This window comes from Paramylibacter ulvae, from assembly GCF_014652655.1.
Classification (GTDB): Bacteria; Pseudomonadota; Alphaproteobacteria; order Rhodobacterales; family Rhodobacteraceae; genus Amylibacter; species Amylibacter ulvae.
In genome coordinates this window covers 153,015-167,956 of the sequence record NZ_BMZF01000003.1, presented here as the reverse complement: position 1 = coordinate 167,956, position 14,942 = coordinate 153,015, and the positions used below count along the sequence as shown (strand labels likewise).

Genomic DNA, 14,942 nt, shown 5'->3' with positions numbered 1-14,942 from the left:
CAACATCCATGTCACAGAACCCACCAAATCTGCGCCCTGATCTGGCGCCCCGCGCACGTATTGTGGAACCAACCCGCCACGGCCAGCCGAAAATCGGCATGGTATCGCTGGGCTGTCCCAAGGCATTGGTAGATAGCGAACGCATCCTGACACGCCTGCGCGCCGAAGGCTACGCCATCAGCCCCGATTACACAGGAGCCGAGGCCGTGATCGTCAACACCTGTGGTTTCCTTGATAGCGCCAAGGCCGAAAGCCTTGATGCCATTGGCGAGGCATTATCGGAAAATGGCAAGGTGATCGTCACGGGCTGTTTGGGTGCAGAAGAAGACTACATTCGCGGTACGCACCCATCCGTGCTCGCCGTTACTGGCCCCCATCAATATGAACAGGTGCTGGATGCCGTCCACGCCGCCGTGCCACCCGCGCCCGATCCCTATATCGATCTGTTGCCTGCAAGCGGTGTGTCATTGACCCCGCGCCATTACAGTTATCTCAAAATCTCTGAGGGTTGTAATCACAAGTGCAAATTCTGCATCATTCCTGATATGCGCGGGCGTCTGCAATCCCGCCCAGCGCATGCGGTGCTACGCGAGGCGGAAAAACTGGTGGATGCAGGGGTTAAGGAATTGCTGGTCATTTCCCAAGATACATCCGCTTACGGCGTTGATATCAAACATGCCGTTGATCGCGATCACCGCGCACATATCACCGATCTGACCCGCGATCTGGGGTCCCTTGGTGCTTGGGTGCGGCTCCATTATGTTTACCCATACCCCCATGTGCGCGATCTGATCCCGATCATGGCGGATACGTCCAATAACGTGCTGCCCTATATGGATATTCCGTTTCAACACAGCCACCCAGATGTGTTGAAACGCATGGCGCGCCCAGCGAAATCATCCAACACATTGGCCGAAATCGCCGCGTGGCGCGACACTTGCCCAGATATCACCCTGCGTTCGACATTTATCGTCGGCTACCCCGGTGAAACCGAGGCGGAGTTTCAGCATCTGTTGGATTGGCTGGACGAGGCACAATTGGATCGCGTCGGCTGTTTTCAATATGAAAACGTCGATGGCGCACGTTCAAACGCGCTGCCCGATCATGTGGCGGATGATGTGAAACAAGACCGCTGGAATCGTTTCATGGAAAAATCCCAAGCAATATCAGAGGCGAAATTAGCCGCCAAAGTTGGCACCACCATGGATGTGATTATCGACGATATAGACGAGGACGGCATCGCCACCTGTCGCACCAAAGCAGACGCGCCAGAGATTGACGGCAACCTGTTTATTGATGAGCGCACGGATGCGTTGAGCGTTGGGGATATTGTCAGCGTCGAGGTTGATGAAGCGAGTGAATATGATTTGTGGGGTCGCCTTGGTTAGAAACACCAAGACCAACCAATGACATTAATAGCAACGCAGAGCCTGACCTTGGGACGGTGCGAAGCGCCTTCCCAGGGGGAAGGTCAGGCGCGGGCCATATGGCCCGGTAGGTAAGGTCACTCATCGCAGAGATGCATTTGAACGGCTAACTAATATATCATGGCCTCTAACAAATTGTTCGAGGATTTTTTCAGGCGTTTTGTTTTTAGGCCCAAGAATAACCTCAGATATAGTTGACCTATCCTTTGGAAGCGAAACCTCACGATATGGTACGAACTTATTGTGTTTTACATGAAGTAACATACTAGACGGATCATAATCGTCGTTCGTCGCTCCAGAGCTTAATCTCCATTCTCGCTCCTCGTGAAATGCAGGATTTTTATACATAAACGTATTAGTCACTATTCTTTCCACTAGCCCTCTGTGCATAATAATATCGTCGACATTCGAGATATCTAGGTGTTCGTCCAACATCTCACTAATTATCGTGTCTTGCTGGTCTTTATCATAAATCACTTTCGACAAAGCGATTGGGCTTCCATTGTCACAATATTCCAACTCAGAAAGTTTTTGGGTAGAAAACCCAATGCAAATCCCTTCGGCGTCAGATGCGTATCCTCGCCACTGGCTTAGTAAATCTCTTTCTTCTGAAAAACACATGCTAAGCAAATCAAGTCCAGACCTACTAAAAACTTTATCAAAAAGACTAAATACATCGGTTTTGCCTTTCAATAGCAGCCCATTTTCAATTGATGTTAGCTTCTCTCTAAATCTTTCAAAAAACCATCGCCCTTCCAAGCTATCATTAGACATAGACATAGAAGACAAACGAAGTTTATTCGCCGTCCAAATCGACATAAATACCTCGTTGCTACAATAGTAATAAAGAGTATCAGGGGCAGGTATGCGCATCTCGAAATCTCAGGCTTTAAATTGGTTGTGTCACAACGTTAAGATTAACAGCGGTTGATAACAACCCTAGCACCCGTACCTCGGGGTGGGCGTTCGCGCCCTCCCCATGGGGGAGGTACGGGCGCGGGCGGCTGTCGCCGCCTTTGTTTTTAGTCACAAACCCCACGTCTACCCCCCCAACTTCACCAAATCGGTAAAATTTGGCACTTATTTTGCCGCAATTCCCTCCTATTTTCTAGATATGGAACAGAGACAGCCAAATTATTATCCCCCTTACAGCCGCCCCGAACGGGTGGCGGATGGGATGATGCATGTCTTGGGGATCATCGGATCTTTGGTTGGGGGTGTTGCGCTGTTGATCTTGGTCACGCGCATTGGCGAGCGGGGCGATATTGCCGCCGCTACGGTTTATGCCATCGCAATGGTTTTCGCGTTTAGCGCATCCGCGCTTTATCATTTCACACCCAATGAACGCCTGCGCCCGACGTTTCGCAAATTCGACCACGCCGCGATATTCTTAAAAATCGCGGGCACATACACCCCATTGGTGGTGTTAATCGGGGGCGGGTTTAGCTATTCTGTTTTATGCCTCGTTTGGCTGATTGCGCTGGGCGGAATGGTATGGAAGGTGTTTTTTTGGCAAACACCGAATTGGAAATCCACGTTATTATATCTCGCCCTTGGTTGGTTAAGCTTGGCACTCGCTTGGCCGATCATTCAAACCATGCCAATTGCCAGCTCTGCATTGATCGCAGCGGGCGGGTTAACATACACAGCCGGTGTCGTATTTTACCGCTGGGATAGCTTGCGGTATTCGGTGGCGATCTGGCACGGGTTTGTTCTGGCCGCATCCGCCTGTTTATTTAGCGCGATTATCCTTGGCCAATTGGCACGCGCGATTTAGCCATCCAATTCCACAATGCGGCGTTCCTGTACGGCTGTTAAACATGGCACACTTGCCCCGCAATCATTACGCACCTTTAAAAATTCACGCTGTGATGCCAACAGGTTTTTGCGCGCTTGCCCACCCAGCCGATCACGAAGCGCAAAATAAAGAGCAGATGCGCGGCGATCCAATGACGCGAGATAGGCATCACCACACAATGTAAATTCCGTCGCCGTTCCCGCCTTGTTACAATCAAAGCTGGGGTTTGGCGTTTCTTTTGCAAATGTATTTTCAACAGGTGCGGTTGCCACAGGTTGCGTGGTTACGGGTTGCAACAATGGTTGTGGGGTCAGCGCCGAATGCGGTTTGGTTGGAAGCGTTTCGGATTCTTCGATCTTTTCCACTGGGGTGGAAACAACCATGACCTTCATGTCGTCAAAAACCTTTTTACGACAGGCGCGCACATCCATCAATTGCGCCCCTGCTTCGGCACGCAGAACGCCAACATATTCCTTTTCGTTAAACTCGCCCGCGGCAGACACGCCGACATCAACAAGTTTATTCATGATGCCACCAATCTTGGCCTCGGCATCGCCGCTGATTTTAACGCCCTGTTGTCCACCCGAATATTGATATTCGCCACAAACCGCATCCATCATTTCGCGCAACAAATCCAAACGCGGGTCTTGGGCATGGGCAGTAGGGGCAATAAGAAACAATAATAAAAAGAACTTGGTAAATAAATTCATAACGATACGACCTCCGAAAATTGAAGATTATCGCAAGATACTATCATTTATGGCGTGAAAATTAGAGTCTCTTTTTTGCGCGCATTATTTTAGCGCATCAAGACAGGCACGCACACAGGTTTGCACATGGCGAAAACGATCTCCGCCCAGATGCGTGCCGCCATACCATCGGGTCACCACAATGATATGATCGAACACGCCGTCGCGTTCCAACATGCGCAAAATAATTGCGCCCGCCCCCGATTCACCATCGTCGTTTTTGATCTGGGTGCCATCGGATTGAATCATCGCCCATGTGTTATGGGTGGCCTTTGCATATTTCTTTTTGCGCTTAAGGGTTTTGATAAATACCAATGCGTCGTCACGGCTGGCAACCGCGCCACCGCTGACCGCGTATTTCGAACCCTTGTCCGATACCACATTTTCAATCTGTAACATGGGGATGGTTTGGCGGTTTTTGCGTGGTTTGACAAGCTGGCGATCTGTCCCCCGCTTGTCCGCCATATGTCCGACAGTTGTCCGACACTTGTCCCACGGGTGTTTTTACGTCTTTACGCGCCACGGCTCACTGCCTAAGCTGTCGTTATGTTTACAATCGAACACGAATTTGACGCCACCGTAGTGACCCTTGTTGATGACGGAGAAATCCCGTTGAAAGAGGATGTCACCATCAATGCATTCGCATCACAAGTCACCATAGAACAGCTTGACCCGCGCACCGAAACGGTGATGCGTATAACGCTGTCAAACGCACAGCTTCGCGATTTACAGGCGGCACTGGATTTGCCCGAAGGCAGCTATATGTTTGAAGGCAAAACGCCCTAGGCATAAAGCCCGCACAGCACGATAATCCAAACGATCAATCCCGTGATCGCGGTCAACGCCACAGCGGCGCAACCTGCATCCTTGGCCTTTTTCGACAAGGGATGAATGTCGTCTGAGATACGATCAATGCAAGCCTCGATCGCGGTGTTGAGCAACTCCACCACAAGGATCAAAAGACCCAGCGCAATCAACAATGCCTGTTGCGTTGTGCTGATGGGAAACACGAATGTCAGCGTGATCGAAATAATGTTGATCACCACCCATTGGGGAAAGCTCGCTTCGTCTTTCCACGTGATCGCAATCCCTTCCCACGTGTTCACACAGCGGGTGATGAAACGTTTGCTTTCGCGCGCGACGTAATTGAACATGCGCTTAATCCTGAAGCTCTGGCAGGTTTTTAAACAACTCCAGCGCCTCTGCGTTTGCCAAGGCTTCGGTGTTTTTCACAGGGCGTCCATGCACAACGTCGCGCACCGCAAGTTCCGTTATCTTTCCCGATTTGGTTCGCGGAATATCTGCCACCGCAATGATTTTTGCTGGTACATGGCGCGGGGTTGCATTGGCGCGAATTTCCTTGCGGATCCGTGCGGCCAGTTCATCGTCCAGTGTCACACCATCGCGCAGGCGCACGAACAATACCACCCGCACATCATTGTCCCATTGCTGGCCAATGACCAAGCCTTCCAACACCTGGTCGATCCGCTCCACTTGGCGATAGATTTCCGCCGTACCGATACGCACACCACCTGGATTTAGCACCGCATCAGAGCGCCCGAAAAACACAACGCCACCCTCTGGTGTGATTTCAACCCAATCGCCGTGATGCCAGACATTGTCGAATTTCGCGAAATAGGCATTGTGGTATTTTTCGCCCATTGGGTCGTTGAAAAAACCAATCGGTTGCGATGGATGCGGGCCAACACAAACCAACTCGCCCGGTTCGCCGTTGGTTTCGCGCCCCTCGTCATCAAATACACGCACATTCATACCCAGTTGGCGTTTTTGGCATTGGCCAGAATAAACAGGGCTGATCGGGCTGCCACCTGTGAAACACGCGGCGATGTCTGTACCACCCGCGATGGATGAAAGGCATACATCTGATTTCCACGCGTCATAGATATATTCAAACCCTTCAGGAGCCAGCGGCGATCCTGTGGAAAATATCGTGCGTAAATCGGATAGATCATGTGTGGTTGCGGGGGTAATCCCACCCTTGGCACATGCATCGATATATTTCGCAGATGTGCCAAAATGCGTGACCTTTTCACGCTGTGCGATATCGGCCAAGCGATTACCATCTGGATAGAACGGTGACCCGTCGAACAATATCAATGTGGCACCTGATGCCAGTCCACTGACCAACCAGTTCCACATCATCCAGCCACAGGTGGTGAAATACATCACCCGATCACCATCGCGAATGTCGCCCTGCAATTGGTGCTCTTTGACATGCTGTAACAACGTGCCGCCAACGGAATGGATGATGCATTTTGGCAAACCTGTTGTGCCCGATGAAAACAGGATGAACAAGGGTGCGTTAAATTCAACGCGTGTGAATGCGATTTTCTTGGGTTCAAATGATGCGGTAAAATCCGCAAGGCTTGTGCATTTATCGCCCAAATCAATGGCTGATAAATCAGTCGCTATATAAGGAGTGATAATCACCTGTTGCACACTGGGGATATCCGCCCCTAGTTTTTGCGCGGTTTCAACACTTGAAAATTCTTTGCCATTGTAAAAATAGCCATCAGCACAAAACAACAGTTTTGGTTCAATCTGGCCAAAACGATCCATCACACCGTTATATCCAAAATCGGGCGAACAGGATGACCAAACTGCGCCAAGGCTTGTGACCGCCAACATTGCCGCCAATGTATAAGGTGTGTTTGGCACGAATGCCGCCACGCGATCACCCTGACCAATACCTTGTTTTATGAGTGCTTGTTGAATACGCGATGTTTGTGCGCGCAGTTCATCCCAACTCCATTCCAACCGATCACCGTTTTCGCCGTGAAACACCACGGCAGGGTTTGCGCCCGTATGGCGCAACAGGTTTTCGGCATAGTTCAGTTTTGCATTCGGGAAAAATTTTGCATTCTTCACATCGCTCTGATTTTCGACCGCAACATCACCCTTAACCCCGATGATATTCGCAAAGTCCCAAAACGCAGACCAAAATGCGCCCATGTCGTTTACCGACCATTCCCACAGCGCGTCATAATCAGGAATATCCCCAGCACCATCGGGCAGGCCATTGATAAACTTCTGTGTTAAACTTGCCGCGATACGCGCATCCGATGGCTGCCAAAGTTGCTTGGTCATAATTCTCTCCCGATTGTTGCAGGATTGATGGGCAATATAGAAACGCAGGTCAAGCAAAACAGCCGCAAGCGGGTTTAGATATTCGCTATTTTCATTGGATGTTAAACACGCAAGGGTCCGAAACCCCCATCGGTGGTGTTTTGCATAACATGCGCGCAACCTGCCATGCCGCCACAACCTTGGGCACATAGGCGCGGGTTTCGGCGTATGGTGGAACACCCTCATGTCGTTTCACCGCATTCTCGCCTGCGTTATATGCAGCCAGTGCCAACAATGGGTCGTGGCGAAATTCGGCCAATAACCACTCCAAATATGCAGCACCACCTGTAATGTTTTGCACTGGATCGGTTGGATCATCGACATTAAAGCGTTTGGCGGTTGCGGGAATCAATTGCATCAACCCTTGGGCACCTGCGCTGCTGGTGGCATCAACACGCCCGCCAGATTCCACCGAAATGATCGCCAACAAAAATGCAGGCGACACTTGTTTGCCCAAAGAGGCAACCAATATGTCCTTGCCAAATTTGTTGACCATGCCTTGCATTGAATCAAGTCGCGGCTTGAGCGCTGCATTTTTTTCGCTCTCTGCTTGCAACTTGGCCAGCGCCACATTCATCCGATTAATATCTGCTTTGGCCAAATCTGGCGAAACATCAGACCAGAACCAATCTTGTAGATCGACATCGTCCGGGGTGGCGATAACCTCTGGCTCGGGTTTCGGCTCCTCGGCCTTTGGTTCAATTTGGATATTCATCCGCGGACCTTTGCGGTTTGGATCAACCTTTACCCGCTTAAAGGTAAAGTCCGCAGTTTGCGAAAATACAGGCACAGAGGTGAAAAATGCTGGAATCAACGCAATCGCGATTCCTTTGCTGATCGAATTTAGCCACATGAATTCACCCTTTTGGACCATTAGACACGTAAAAAACCCAAAAACCAGTGCTAAAATCAGGCGGGAATAAGGGCAAAACGGTGCAAACATGTGTCTTTTGAACCGCAACGCAAAAAAAAATGAGCGATAAGCTGCTGTTTTATAAGGGTAAATCAAAAAATATTTAGATTTGTTCGAAAAACATTCCTAAAAACCAATTGTTGCCGCAATTGGTGGCTTTATTTGTATCACCGAGAACGGGAAGTGTCGATCAACGCTAAGACGATCACAACTATCTAAACAAATGCCTCATGAGGGTGGGGCGACTTAAAACTTGAAAAGGGTAAAATTATGAAACTATTCACAATGTTCAAAAAAGACGAATCTGGTGCGGTTACTGTAGACTGGGTTGTACTTGCAGCTGCTTTGGTTATCTTGGCTTTGGGTATCGGCAACGTATTGCGTGGCCCAATCGAAGAAACAGTTGGAAAAATCGGCGCTCAAGTAACTGCGTCAGGCGTAGCAATGGAAGAAGCTGCTGCTGATGCAACTGGCTCTTAATAGCTGACTTGGTTTCAAGACACAGCGTTTTGTCACCAAACAGAATTTGAATTCGAAAACAGCCCTGCGGGGCTGTTTTTTTCATCCAACACACAGATTATTTATCCACGCATGTCTTGCTTGTAATTTAATGATGCTTATGATGAATGCTGTTGTGAAACAAATTTCACTTTGACGCTGACCAAATGTTGGGAACCTTTATATGCGCCTTTTGTCGATTTTAATTCTTTTGCTTGGTTTAGGGATCGCTGGCACGGTTGCGTACATGGTTATGCAGCGCCTGACAGAACAAGATCAATTGGTGAACCAATTGCGCGGCAAAGTCGCCAAAAATATCAAATTCGTTCCCGTTGCCATCGCCACGAAAGATTTACGCTATGGCGTGCGCTTAAAAGACAGCGATGTGAAATTCATCGACTGGCCAAGCGAAGGCGTGCCAAAGGCCGCATTCAATGACAAAGAAAAACTTTTTGGCGCAGAAGGCGTGGACACCGAACCACGTACAGTGTTGCGCGCGATTGATGCGGGCGAAATCATTTCTGTGAAAAAGGTTTCTGATTTCGGCCAAGGCGGCGGCCTGTCCACAACATTGGAAAGAGGTTTGCGCGCATTTGCATTACGTGTTGATGTTGCATCTGGCGTATCTGGATTTTTGCGCCCTGGTGACAATATTGATGTGTATTGGACGGGTCGCGTTGGTAATGAAACCATTTCGCGTTTGATCCTTGATGGCATTACATTGATCGCAATTGACCAAATTTCCGACGAAGATATCAACCGTTCTGTTGTGGCGCGCACCATTACGGTTGCTGTTCCACCACGCACGGTGGCATCATTGGCCCAAGCGCAAGCGACAGGCAAATTGCAAATGTCACTTCGCGGTGTCGAAGATACCGAGAAAAGCGGCGAAGAAATCGAAATCAACCAACGCATTTTGCTTGATATCAAAGAACCCGAAAAACAGGCACCCGTTGAAAAACGCAAAGTTTGTACAGTTGTTTCGCGCCAAGGTGGCGAAGTGAAACGCATTCCAGTTCCTTGTAATTAGGCCCCGTTAAACAACCTGTCAAAACCAATACTGTTGCGTGTTGTCCACATAATTTGTGGTGTCCAAGATATTGATTCTTGAAATAAAACACGAATTGTTCCACAGTTACCCCATAACGACAAAAAAAATATGTCACACACCCGTGGTTCAGAGAGGCAGGATCACAATGAAAATACGCAATTTACTTGCGGCAAGCCTTATCGGCTTGTCTAGCAGTGCAGCAATTGTTGATATCGCAGCAGCACAATCAACATTGAAAATTATGCGCGGAGCTACGTCTAGTAATATCCGCATATCACTTAACCGCGCCGTCGTAATGGAAGCAGACCAACCGTTTGCTGAATTATCCGTTGCGAACCCAGGCGTGGCCGATGTTGCGGTTTTAACCGATCGCACCATTTATATCATTGGTAAAACCCCTGGGCGCACAACGCTAACGTTGTTGGGACCAGAAGGGAACTTGATCACAAACGTTGAAATTCAAGTTGCCCCAGATATTGCAGAATTCAAAGAGCGTTTACGCGAAATTCTGCCCGATGAAAAAATTGATGTCCGCACAGCGGGCGAAGGCATCGTATTAAGCGGTACAGTCAGCGGCATTCAACCATTAAGCCAAGCATTGGAATTGGCTGGGCGTTACGCACCTGACAAAATCACCAACTTAATGAATGTTGGCGGCGCACAACAGGTGATGTTAAAAGTACGCTTTGCCGAAATGAGCCGTTCAGTATCAAAAGAGCTGAGCGCAAGCATTGGATTTATTAACGGTGCGGGCGATGTTGCCGCTGGTGCGGGTCAAGCCGTACAAGGCAGCAACTTTAGCGCTTTCACTGGTGGCGGGATTGGTGCAGTTTCATCCAGCAACAATCGTCAGGGCATGCTTGGGTTGGATTTCAGTGTCGGTGGCGCAACCATGGGGCTTTTGCTTGAAGCGCTTGAAACCAAAGGCATGGTTCGCACATTGGCGGAACCAAACCTGACCACTATTTCTGGCAAAGAGGCAAATTTCCTTGCTGGTGGTGAATTCCCCATCCCCGTAAGTGACGGCGACGGTGGCTACTCTGTTGATTACCGCCCATTTGGTGTTGAAATGGAATTCACACCAACGGTATTGCGCGATTCACTGATTAATTTGGTCATCAACACATCAGTAAGTGCCGTTGATTCAACCAATTCAGTAACGTCCGGTGGTATTTCGGTGCCAGCATTCAGCACACGTCGCGCCGAAACGGTTGTGGAATTGAAAGATGGTCAAAGCATCGCAATTGCGGGTCTGTTGCAAGACAACTTTAACGATGTCGCGTCTCAGGTTCCTTGGATCGGCGACGTTCCAATCCTTGGTTCACTGTTTCGCAGTGCCGATTACGCGCGCAGCCAAAGTGAATTGGTGATTATCGTGACGCCGCATTTGGTGACACCTGTCAATGGCGACAGCTTGGTCTTGCCAACGGATCGCGTGAAATTGCCAACTGAATCGGATCTTTTCCTAAATGGTAAAACAGCAGCACCACTTTCACGTGGCACGGTCCAAGGTACCGCTGCGGGCTCTGTTACCTCACAGGATTTCAAAGGTTCCTATGGATATGTGGTGGAGTAAGACAATGACATTGAAAAAACTTACAATCAGCATTTCGTTCTTGGCCGCTCTTGGCGCTTGCGCACCTGAATCACGTTACACAACTCTGGGTGGGCGTGACGCCGGCGCGGATGCGTTGCACGGAGGATTTGGATACGCGACAGCCAATAACGTCAAGGTTATGTCAATCAGTGAACGTCTGGAATATATCAAAAGCCTGACACGTTTGTTCGCATCCGAAGCACCAGCAACCATCAACTTTGCGTTTAATTCATCACAACTTGATGCAAACGCACAGGCACAGTTGCGCCAACAAGCACAATGGATCCTGGCACACCCAGACATCACATTCCGTGTGTTTGGACATGCGGATAAGGTTGGTAGTAACGCATATAACCAACGTCTGGGTAAACGTCGCGCACAAGCCGCCGTTAATTACTTGATCGCCCAAGGTGTTGATCGTCGCAAAGTGGAGGCTGTGGTTTCATTTGGCGAAACACGCCCATTGGTTCTAACCCAAGGCCGCAGCCGCGAAAATCGCCGTACAGTGACCGAAGTCAAAGGGTTCTATAACCCTGCAAACGACGGGCTGTTGGACGGTAAATATGCACGCGGGATCTATCGTCGATACGTTGGCGAAGGTGATAATACGCAGGTAAGTTCGAACCAATAGGTTGAGGCTTAACGAAAAATTAACCTTTGAAGTGCAGCAGAACCGTGTCTTTGCTGCACTTTTTTTATGGGCAATGGCCAGCCCTGCCCCAAAAAAAGCCATATTCTTTCTATACTTGGCTTATGGTTAGCACCTATGAATAAGATTTTATCGATTCGCTAATACGAGGGAAGTACGGGACATGACATCTGACAATAGCGGCCGCATCATCGCATGCGCAATTGCACCAAATCTTGAAGCCTTTGATCAAATCATTGATCAAATGCAGGATCTATTTGGCGAAAATTGGGGCGGACTGAATTTAGAGGATGCACTCCCAGTGCTTAACAGTCGCCATTCGGAACAAATGGATCATGTCCTGATTGCGATTGATGAAACTGATGACGTGGATATTGACGGCATCGTCGAAATCGTCGCCGCGGCAAAATCGCGCCAACTGTCTGTGACCTTGGTTACCAAGAATTTGGATGCCGTTTCATTACAACAACTTATGCGATCTGATGCGGATGATTTTCTGCCCTATCCTTTGCCCGACGGCGCGTTAAAAGCATCGTTCGCCAAGGCGGATGAAACACCCGTTGTGGCCACGCCCACAGCACCGATGATGAATTTTGATCTCACAGATACGGGTGCGCCATCCACACCGATTCCACAAGAACCACCTGTTGCACAAGACGCGCCCGAAAATGAAAATCCAGCGCCAGTCGCCGCCGAAATTGAACCCCAAGAGGCGCCAACATTTAACGCAGCACCCGAGCCAGACCCAACAATCCCTGAGCCTGCTCCTGAACCACAAATGGGCGCATCAGCCCCCCAATCCGCGCCAGAAGCACCCGCAGCGCCACAATCAGAACCTCCAGTCGCATCAAATGTGCAGCCAATAGCGGCCCCAGCCCCAGCACCACAACAAGCACCAGTGGCAACAGGCAAAGACGGTATCTTGCTGCCAGTTTATGGTTTGGCTGGTGGTGTTGGCGCATCGACGCTTGCGGCCAATCTTGCATGGGAAATTCAGAATATTATTGCCAAAGACGACGCCAAAGTTTGTTTGTTGGATTTCGGCTTCCAATTTGGATCAATCGCAACATATCTTGACGTTGGCCGTTCCGATATTGGTTTGGAATTGCTGTCATCTGGCGTAGGCCTCGACAGTCAAGCGTTCAGTCAAGCCGTACCAAAATACAAAGGTAAACTAGATATTTTGCCCGCACCAATCGATGCAGTACCGCTCGAAGTTGCGGATGCAGAAGAAATCGCACAACTATTGGATTTGACGATGTCAATGTATGACTATGTCATCGTTGACCTGCCTACAGCCTTGGTCAGCTGGAGCGAAGCCGTATTGCAACGTGCCAAACTTTATCTCGCTGTGGGCGAAGTGGAAATGCGCACCGCCCAAAACGCCTTGCGTTTCTTGCGCGTGTTGAAATCGGATGATCTCCCATATGAAAAGGTGCAGTTCATTATGAACCGCGCACCAAAGAAAACCGATCTGTCTGGGCGTTCACGCATGAAGCGCATGTCAGATAGTTTGAACGTGGAATTCCGCTGGGCGCTGCCAGATGGCGGCAAACAAGTATTAAATGCATGTGACCAAGGCACACCCTTGGCCGAAGTGGCGGGCCGCAATCCGCTGCGTAAAGAAATACGCAAAATTGCCGAAAACTTGGTTTCTGTTTCCAAGGACGCGGCGGAAGTAAAAGCAAGGGCATAACGTATGTTTAAAAAGTACCAAAAGCCAGCAACACCGACTGGCGCAACACTCGCACCCGTTTCAACATCTGCTGCGGTTGCAAAACCTACTGCAAAAGCGGCGGCGCCTGCGCAACAGGCCATGTCCAAAGAGGACAAGCGCCGTCGGATGTTGATGGATCTGCGTCTTGATATGCACCGCAGGCTTTTGGAAAATTTAAACTTGGCCGCGATTGAAACGGCAAGTGATGCCGATCTTAAGCGTGAAATCCTTGCGATTACCATGGATGGCTTGGCCGAAACCGGCACCGTGTTAAACAAAACCGAGCGCGAAAATCTGATCCAAGAATTGTTTGACGAGGTTACTGGCCTGGGTCCGCTTGAACCTTTGTTGAAAGACGAATCAATCAACGACATCTTGATCAATGGCTGTAAGCAGATTTTTATCGAGGTTGATGGCAAACTGTCCCTCACGAGCGTTCAGTTCAGCGACGAAGCCCATCTTCGCCGTGTGATTGACAAAATTGTATCTGCGGTTGGTCGTCGTATCGACGAAAGCAACCCATATGTTGACGCCCGCTTAACCGATGGTTCGCGTTTCAACGCGATGGTTCCACCAATCGCCGTTGATGGCGCATTGGTTTCCATTCGTAAGTTTAAAAAAGAAAAACTAAGCATTGATAAGTTGATCGCGTTTGGTGCTTTTTCCGAAGAAATGGCCGCGTATTTGCAGGCCGCCGTTTCATGTCGCTTAAACATCATCGTATCGGGTGGTACCGGTTCAGGTAAAACCACAACGCTTAACGCTTTGTCAGGGTTTATCGCCAATAACGAACGTATTGCCACGATCGAGGATACAGCGGAACTTCAGCTACAACAAACACATATCGCACGCATGGAAAGTCGCCCAGCAAACGTCGAGGGAAAAGGCGAAGTATCACAACGTGATTTGCTAAAAAACGCCCTGCGTATGCGACCAGATCGTATCATCGTGGGTGAAACGCGTGGCGACGAGGTTATCGATATGTTGCAAGCGATGAACACGGGCCACGATGGTTCGATGACAACAATCCACGCCAACTCTGCACGTGATGCGGCATCGCGTATGGAAAACATGATTGCGATGACCGGCGTTGAAATGCCGTTGCGCGCAACACGTTCACAAATCGCATCAGCGGTGAATGTGGTGGTACAGGTAAAACGTCTACAAGACGGTTCGCGCCGCATGACATCAATTACCGAGCTTACGGGTTTGGAAGGCGACATTATTTCTATGCAAGAGATCTTTAAATACGACGTCTTGCGCACTAACTCTGATGGTAAGATCGAAGGCCGCTTTATGCCAACAGGTATCCGTTCGATATTTACGGGTCGCTTTGAACAATGGGGCTATGGTCTTCCGACCAGTATCTATACGCAGACAGCGGCAGAATAGGGGA

15 protein-coding genes are annotated in these 14,942 nt (G+C 49.4%); 9 read left to right on the top strand and 6 right to left on the bottom strand.

The window, feature by feature from the left end; translation table 11 throughout:
- The first annotated feature begins 8 nt into the window (after positions 1 to 8).
- Positions 9 to 1,388: a 30S ribosomal protein S12 methylthiotransferase RimO gene (gene rimO / locus IE094_RS07605; RefSeq protein ID WP_189639976.1), complete on the top strand. Its 1,380-nt coding sequence runs from the start codon at positions 9 to 11 to the stop codon at positions 1,386 to 1,388.
- A 120-nt stretch (positions 1,389 to 1,508) separates the two neighbouring features.
- On the opposite strand, the gene IE094_RS07600 is transcribed toward rimO, so the two are convergent.
- Positions 1,509 to 2,246 (bottom strand): DUF2971 domain-containing protein, encoded by a 738-nt coding sequence (locus tag IE094_RS07600; RefSeq protein ID WP_189639975.1) that lies wholly within the window; start codon positions 2,244 to 2,246, stop codon positions 1,509 to 1,511.
- A gap of 295 nt (positions 2,247 to 2,541) precedes the next feature.
- Here IE094_RS07600 and trhA point away from each other — a divergent pair, with 295 nt between their 5' ends.
- Complete coding sequence (gene trhA / locus IE094_RS07595) at positions 2,542 to 3,204, top strand: PAQR family membrane homeostasis protein TrhA (RefSeq protein ID WP_189639974.1); 663 nt, start codon at positions 2,542 to 2,544, stop codon at positions 3,202 to 3,204.
- On the opposite strand, the gene IE094_RS07590 is transcribed toward trhA, so the two are convergent.
- Both IE094_RS07590 and IE094_RS07585 read right to left on the bottom strand, forming a co-directional pair.
- Positions 3,201 to 3,935, bottom strand: a complete 735-nt coding sequence (locus tag IE094_RS07590; RefSeq protein WP_099592324.1) for a lysozyme inhibitor LprI family protein — start codon at positions 3,933 to 3,935, stop codon at positions 3,201 to 3,203. The genes trhA and IE094_RS07590 overlap by 4 nt on opposite strands.
- An 84-nt stretch (positions 3,936 to 4,019) precedes the next feature.
- On the bottom strand, positions 4,020 to 4,373 hold the full coding sequence (locus IE094_RS07585; RefSeq protein ID WP_189640250.1) for a YigZ family protein: 354 nt from the start codon (positions 4,371 to 4,373) through the stop codon (positions 4,020 to 4,022).
- Between the two features lie 147 nt (positions 4,374 to 4,520).
- Here IE094_RS07585 and IE094_RS07580 point away from each other — a divergent pair, with 147 nt between their 5' ends.
- Positions 4,521 to 4,760 carry a DUF8831 family protein gene (locus tag IE094_RS07580; RefSeq protein ID WP_099592323.1) on the top strand — a complete coding sequence of 80 codons (240 nt, stop codon included), beginning with the start codon at positions 4,521 to 4,523 and terminating at the stop codon, positions 4,758 to 4,760.
- On the opposite strand, the gene IE094_RS07575 is transcribed toward IE094_RS07580, so the two are convergent.
- The 3 genes from IE094_RS07575 to IE094_RS07565 form a co-directional block, all read right to left on the bottom strand.
- A complete protein-coding gene (locus IE094_RS07575; RefSeq protein ID WP_099592322.1) occupies positions 4,757 to 5,128 on the bottom strand; it encodes a diacylglycerol kinase in 372 nt (123 codons plus the stop codon). The two genes, IE094_RS07580 and IE094_RS07575, sit on opposite strands and share 4 nt — an antisense overlap.
- Positions 5,129 to 5,132: 4 nt before the next feature.
- Positions 5,133 to 7,082, bottom strand: coding sequence for an acetoacetate--CoA ligase (locus tag IE094_RS07570; RefSeq protein WP_189639973.1), 1,950 nt, complete (start codon positions 7,080 to 7,082; stop codon positions 5,133 to 5,135).
- Positions 7,083 to 7,173: 91 nt separating this feature from the next.
- Positions 7,174 to 7,974 (bottom strand): lytic transglycosylase domain-containing protein, encoded by an 801-nt coding sequence (locus IE094_RS07565; RefSeq protein ID WP_189639972.1) that lies wholly within the window; start codon positions 7,972 to 7,974, stop codon positions 7,174 to 7,176.
- Between the two features lie 330 nt (positions 7,975 to 8,304).
- Between IE094_RS07565 and IE094_RS07560 the strand changes: the two genes are divergently transcribed.
- From IE094_RS07560 to IE094_RS07535, 6 genes are all read left to right on the top strand, one after another.
- On the top strand, positions 8,305 to 8,514 hold the full coding sequence (locus IE094_RS07560) for a hypothetical protein (RefSeq protein ID WP_189639971.1): 210 nt from the start codon (positions 8,305 to 8,307) through the stop codon (positions 8,512 to 8,514).
- A 202-nt stretch (positions 8,515 to 8,716) separates the two neighbouring features.
- Positions 8,717 to 9,562 carry a Flp pilus assembly protein CpaB gene (cpaB, locus tag IE094_RS07555; protein WP_189639970.1) on the top strand — a complete coding sequence of 282 codons (846 nt, stop codon included), beginning with the start codon at positions 8,717 to 8,719 and terminating at the stop codon, positions 9,560 to 9,562.
- A gap of 166 nt (positions 9,563 to 9,728) precedes the next feature.
- Complete coding sequence (locus IE094_RS07550; RefSeq protein ID WP_189639969.1) at positions 9,729 to 11,159, top strand: type II and III secretion system protein family protein; 1,431 nt, start codon at positions 9,729 to 9,731, stop codon at positions 11,157 to 11,159.
- A gap of 4 nt (positions 11,160 to 11,163) precedes the next feature.
- Positions 11,164 to 11,811, top strand: a complete 648-nt coding sequence (locus IE094_RS07545; protein WP_189639968.1) for an OmpA family protein — start codon at positions 11,164 to 11,166, stop codon at positions 11,809 to 11,811.
- 181 nt (positions 11,812 to 11,992) lie between these two features.
- A complete protein-coding gene (locus IE094_RS07540) occupies positions 11,993 to 13,525 on the top strand; it encodes a CpaE/TadZ family protein (protein WP_189639967.1) in 1,533 nt (510 codons plus the stop codon).
- Positions 13,526 to 13,528: 3 nt separating this feature from the next.
- Positions 13,529 to 14,938: a TadA family conjugal transfer-associated ATPase gene (locus IE094_RS07535; protein ID WP_189639966.1), complete on the top strand. Its 1,410-nt coding sequence runs from the start codon at positions 13,529 to 13,531 to the stop codon at positions 14,936 to 14,938.
- Positions 14,939 to 14,942 lie beyond the last annotated feature (4 nt).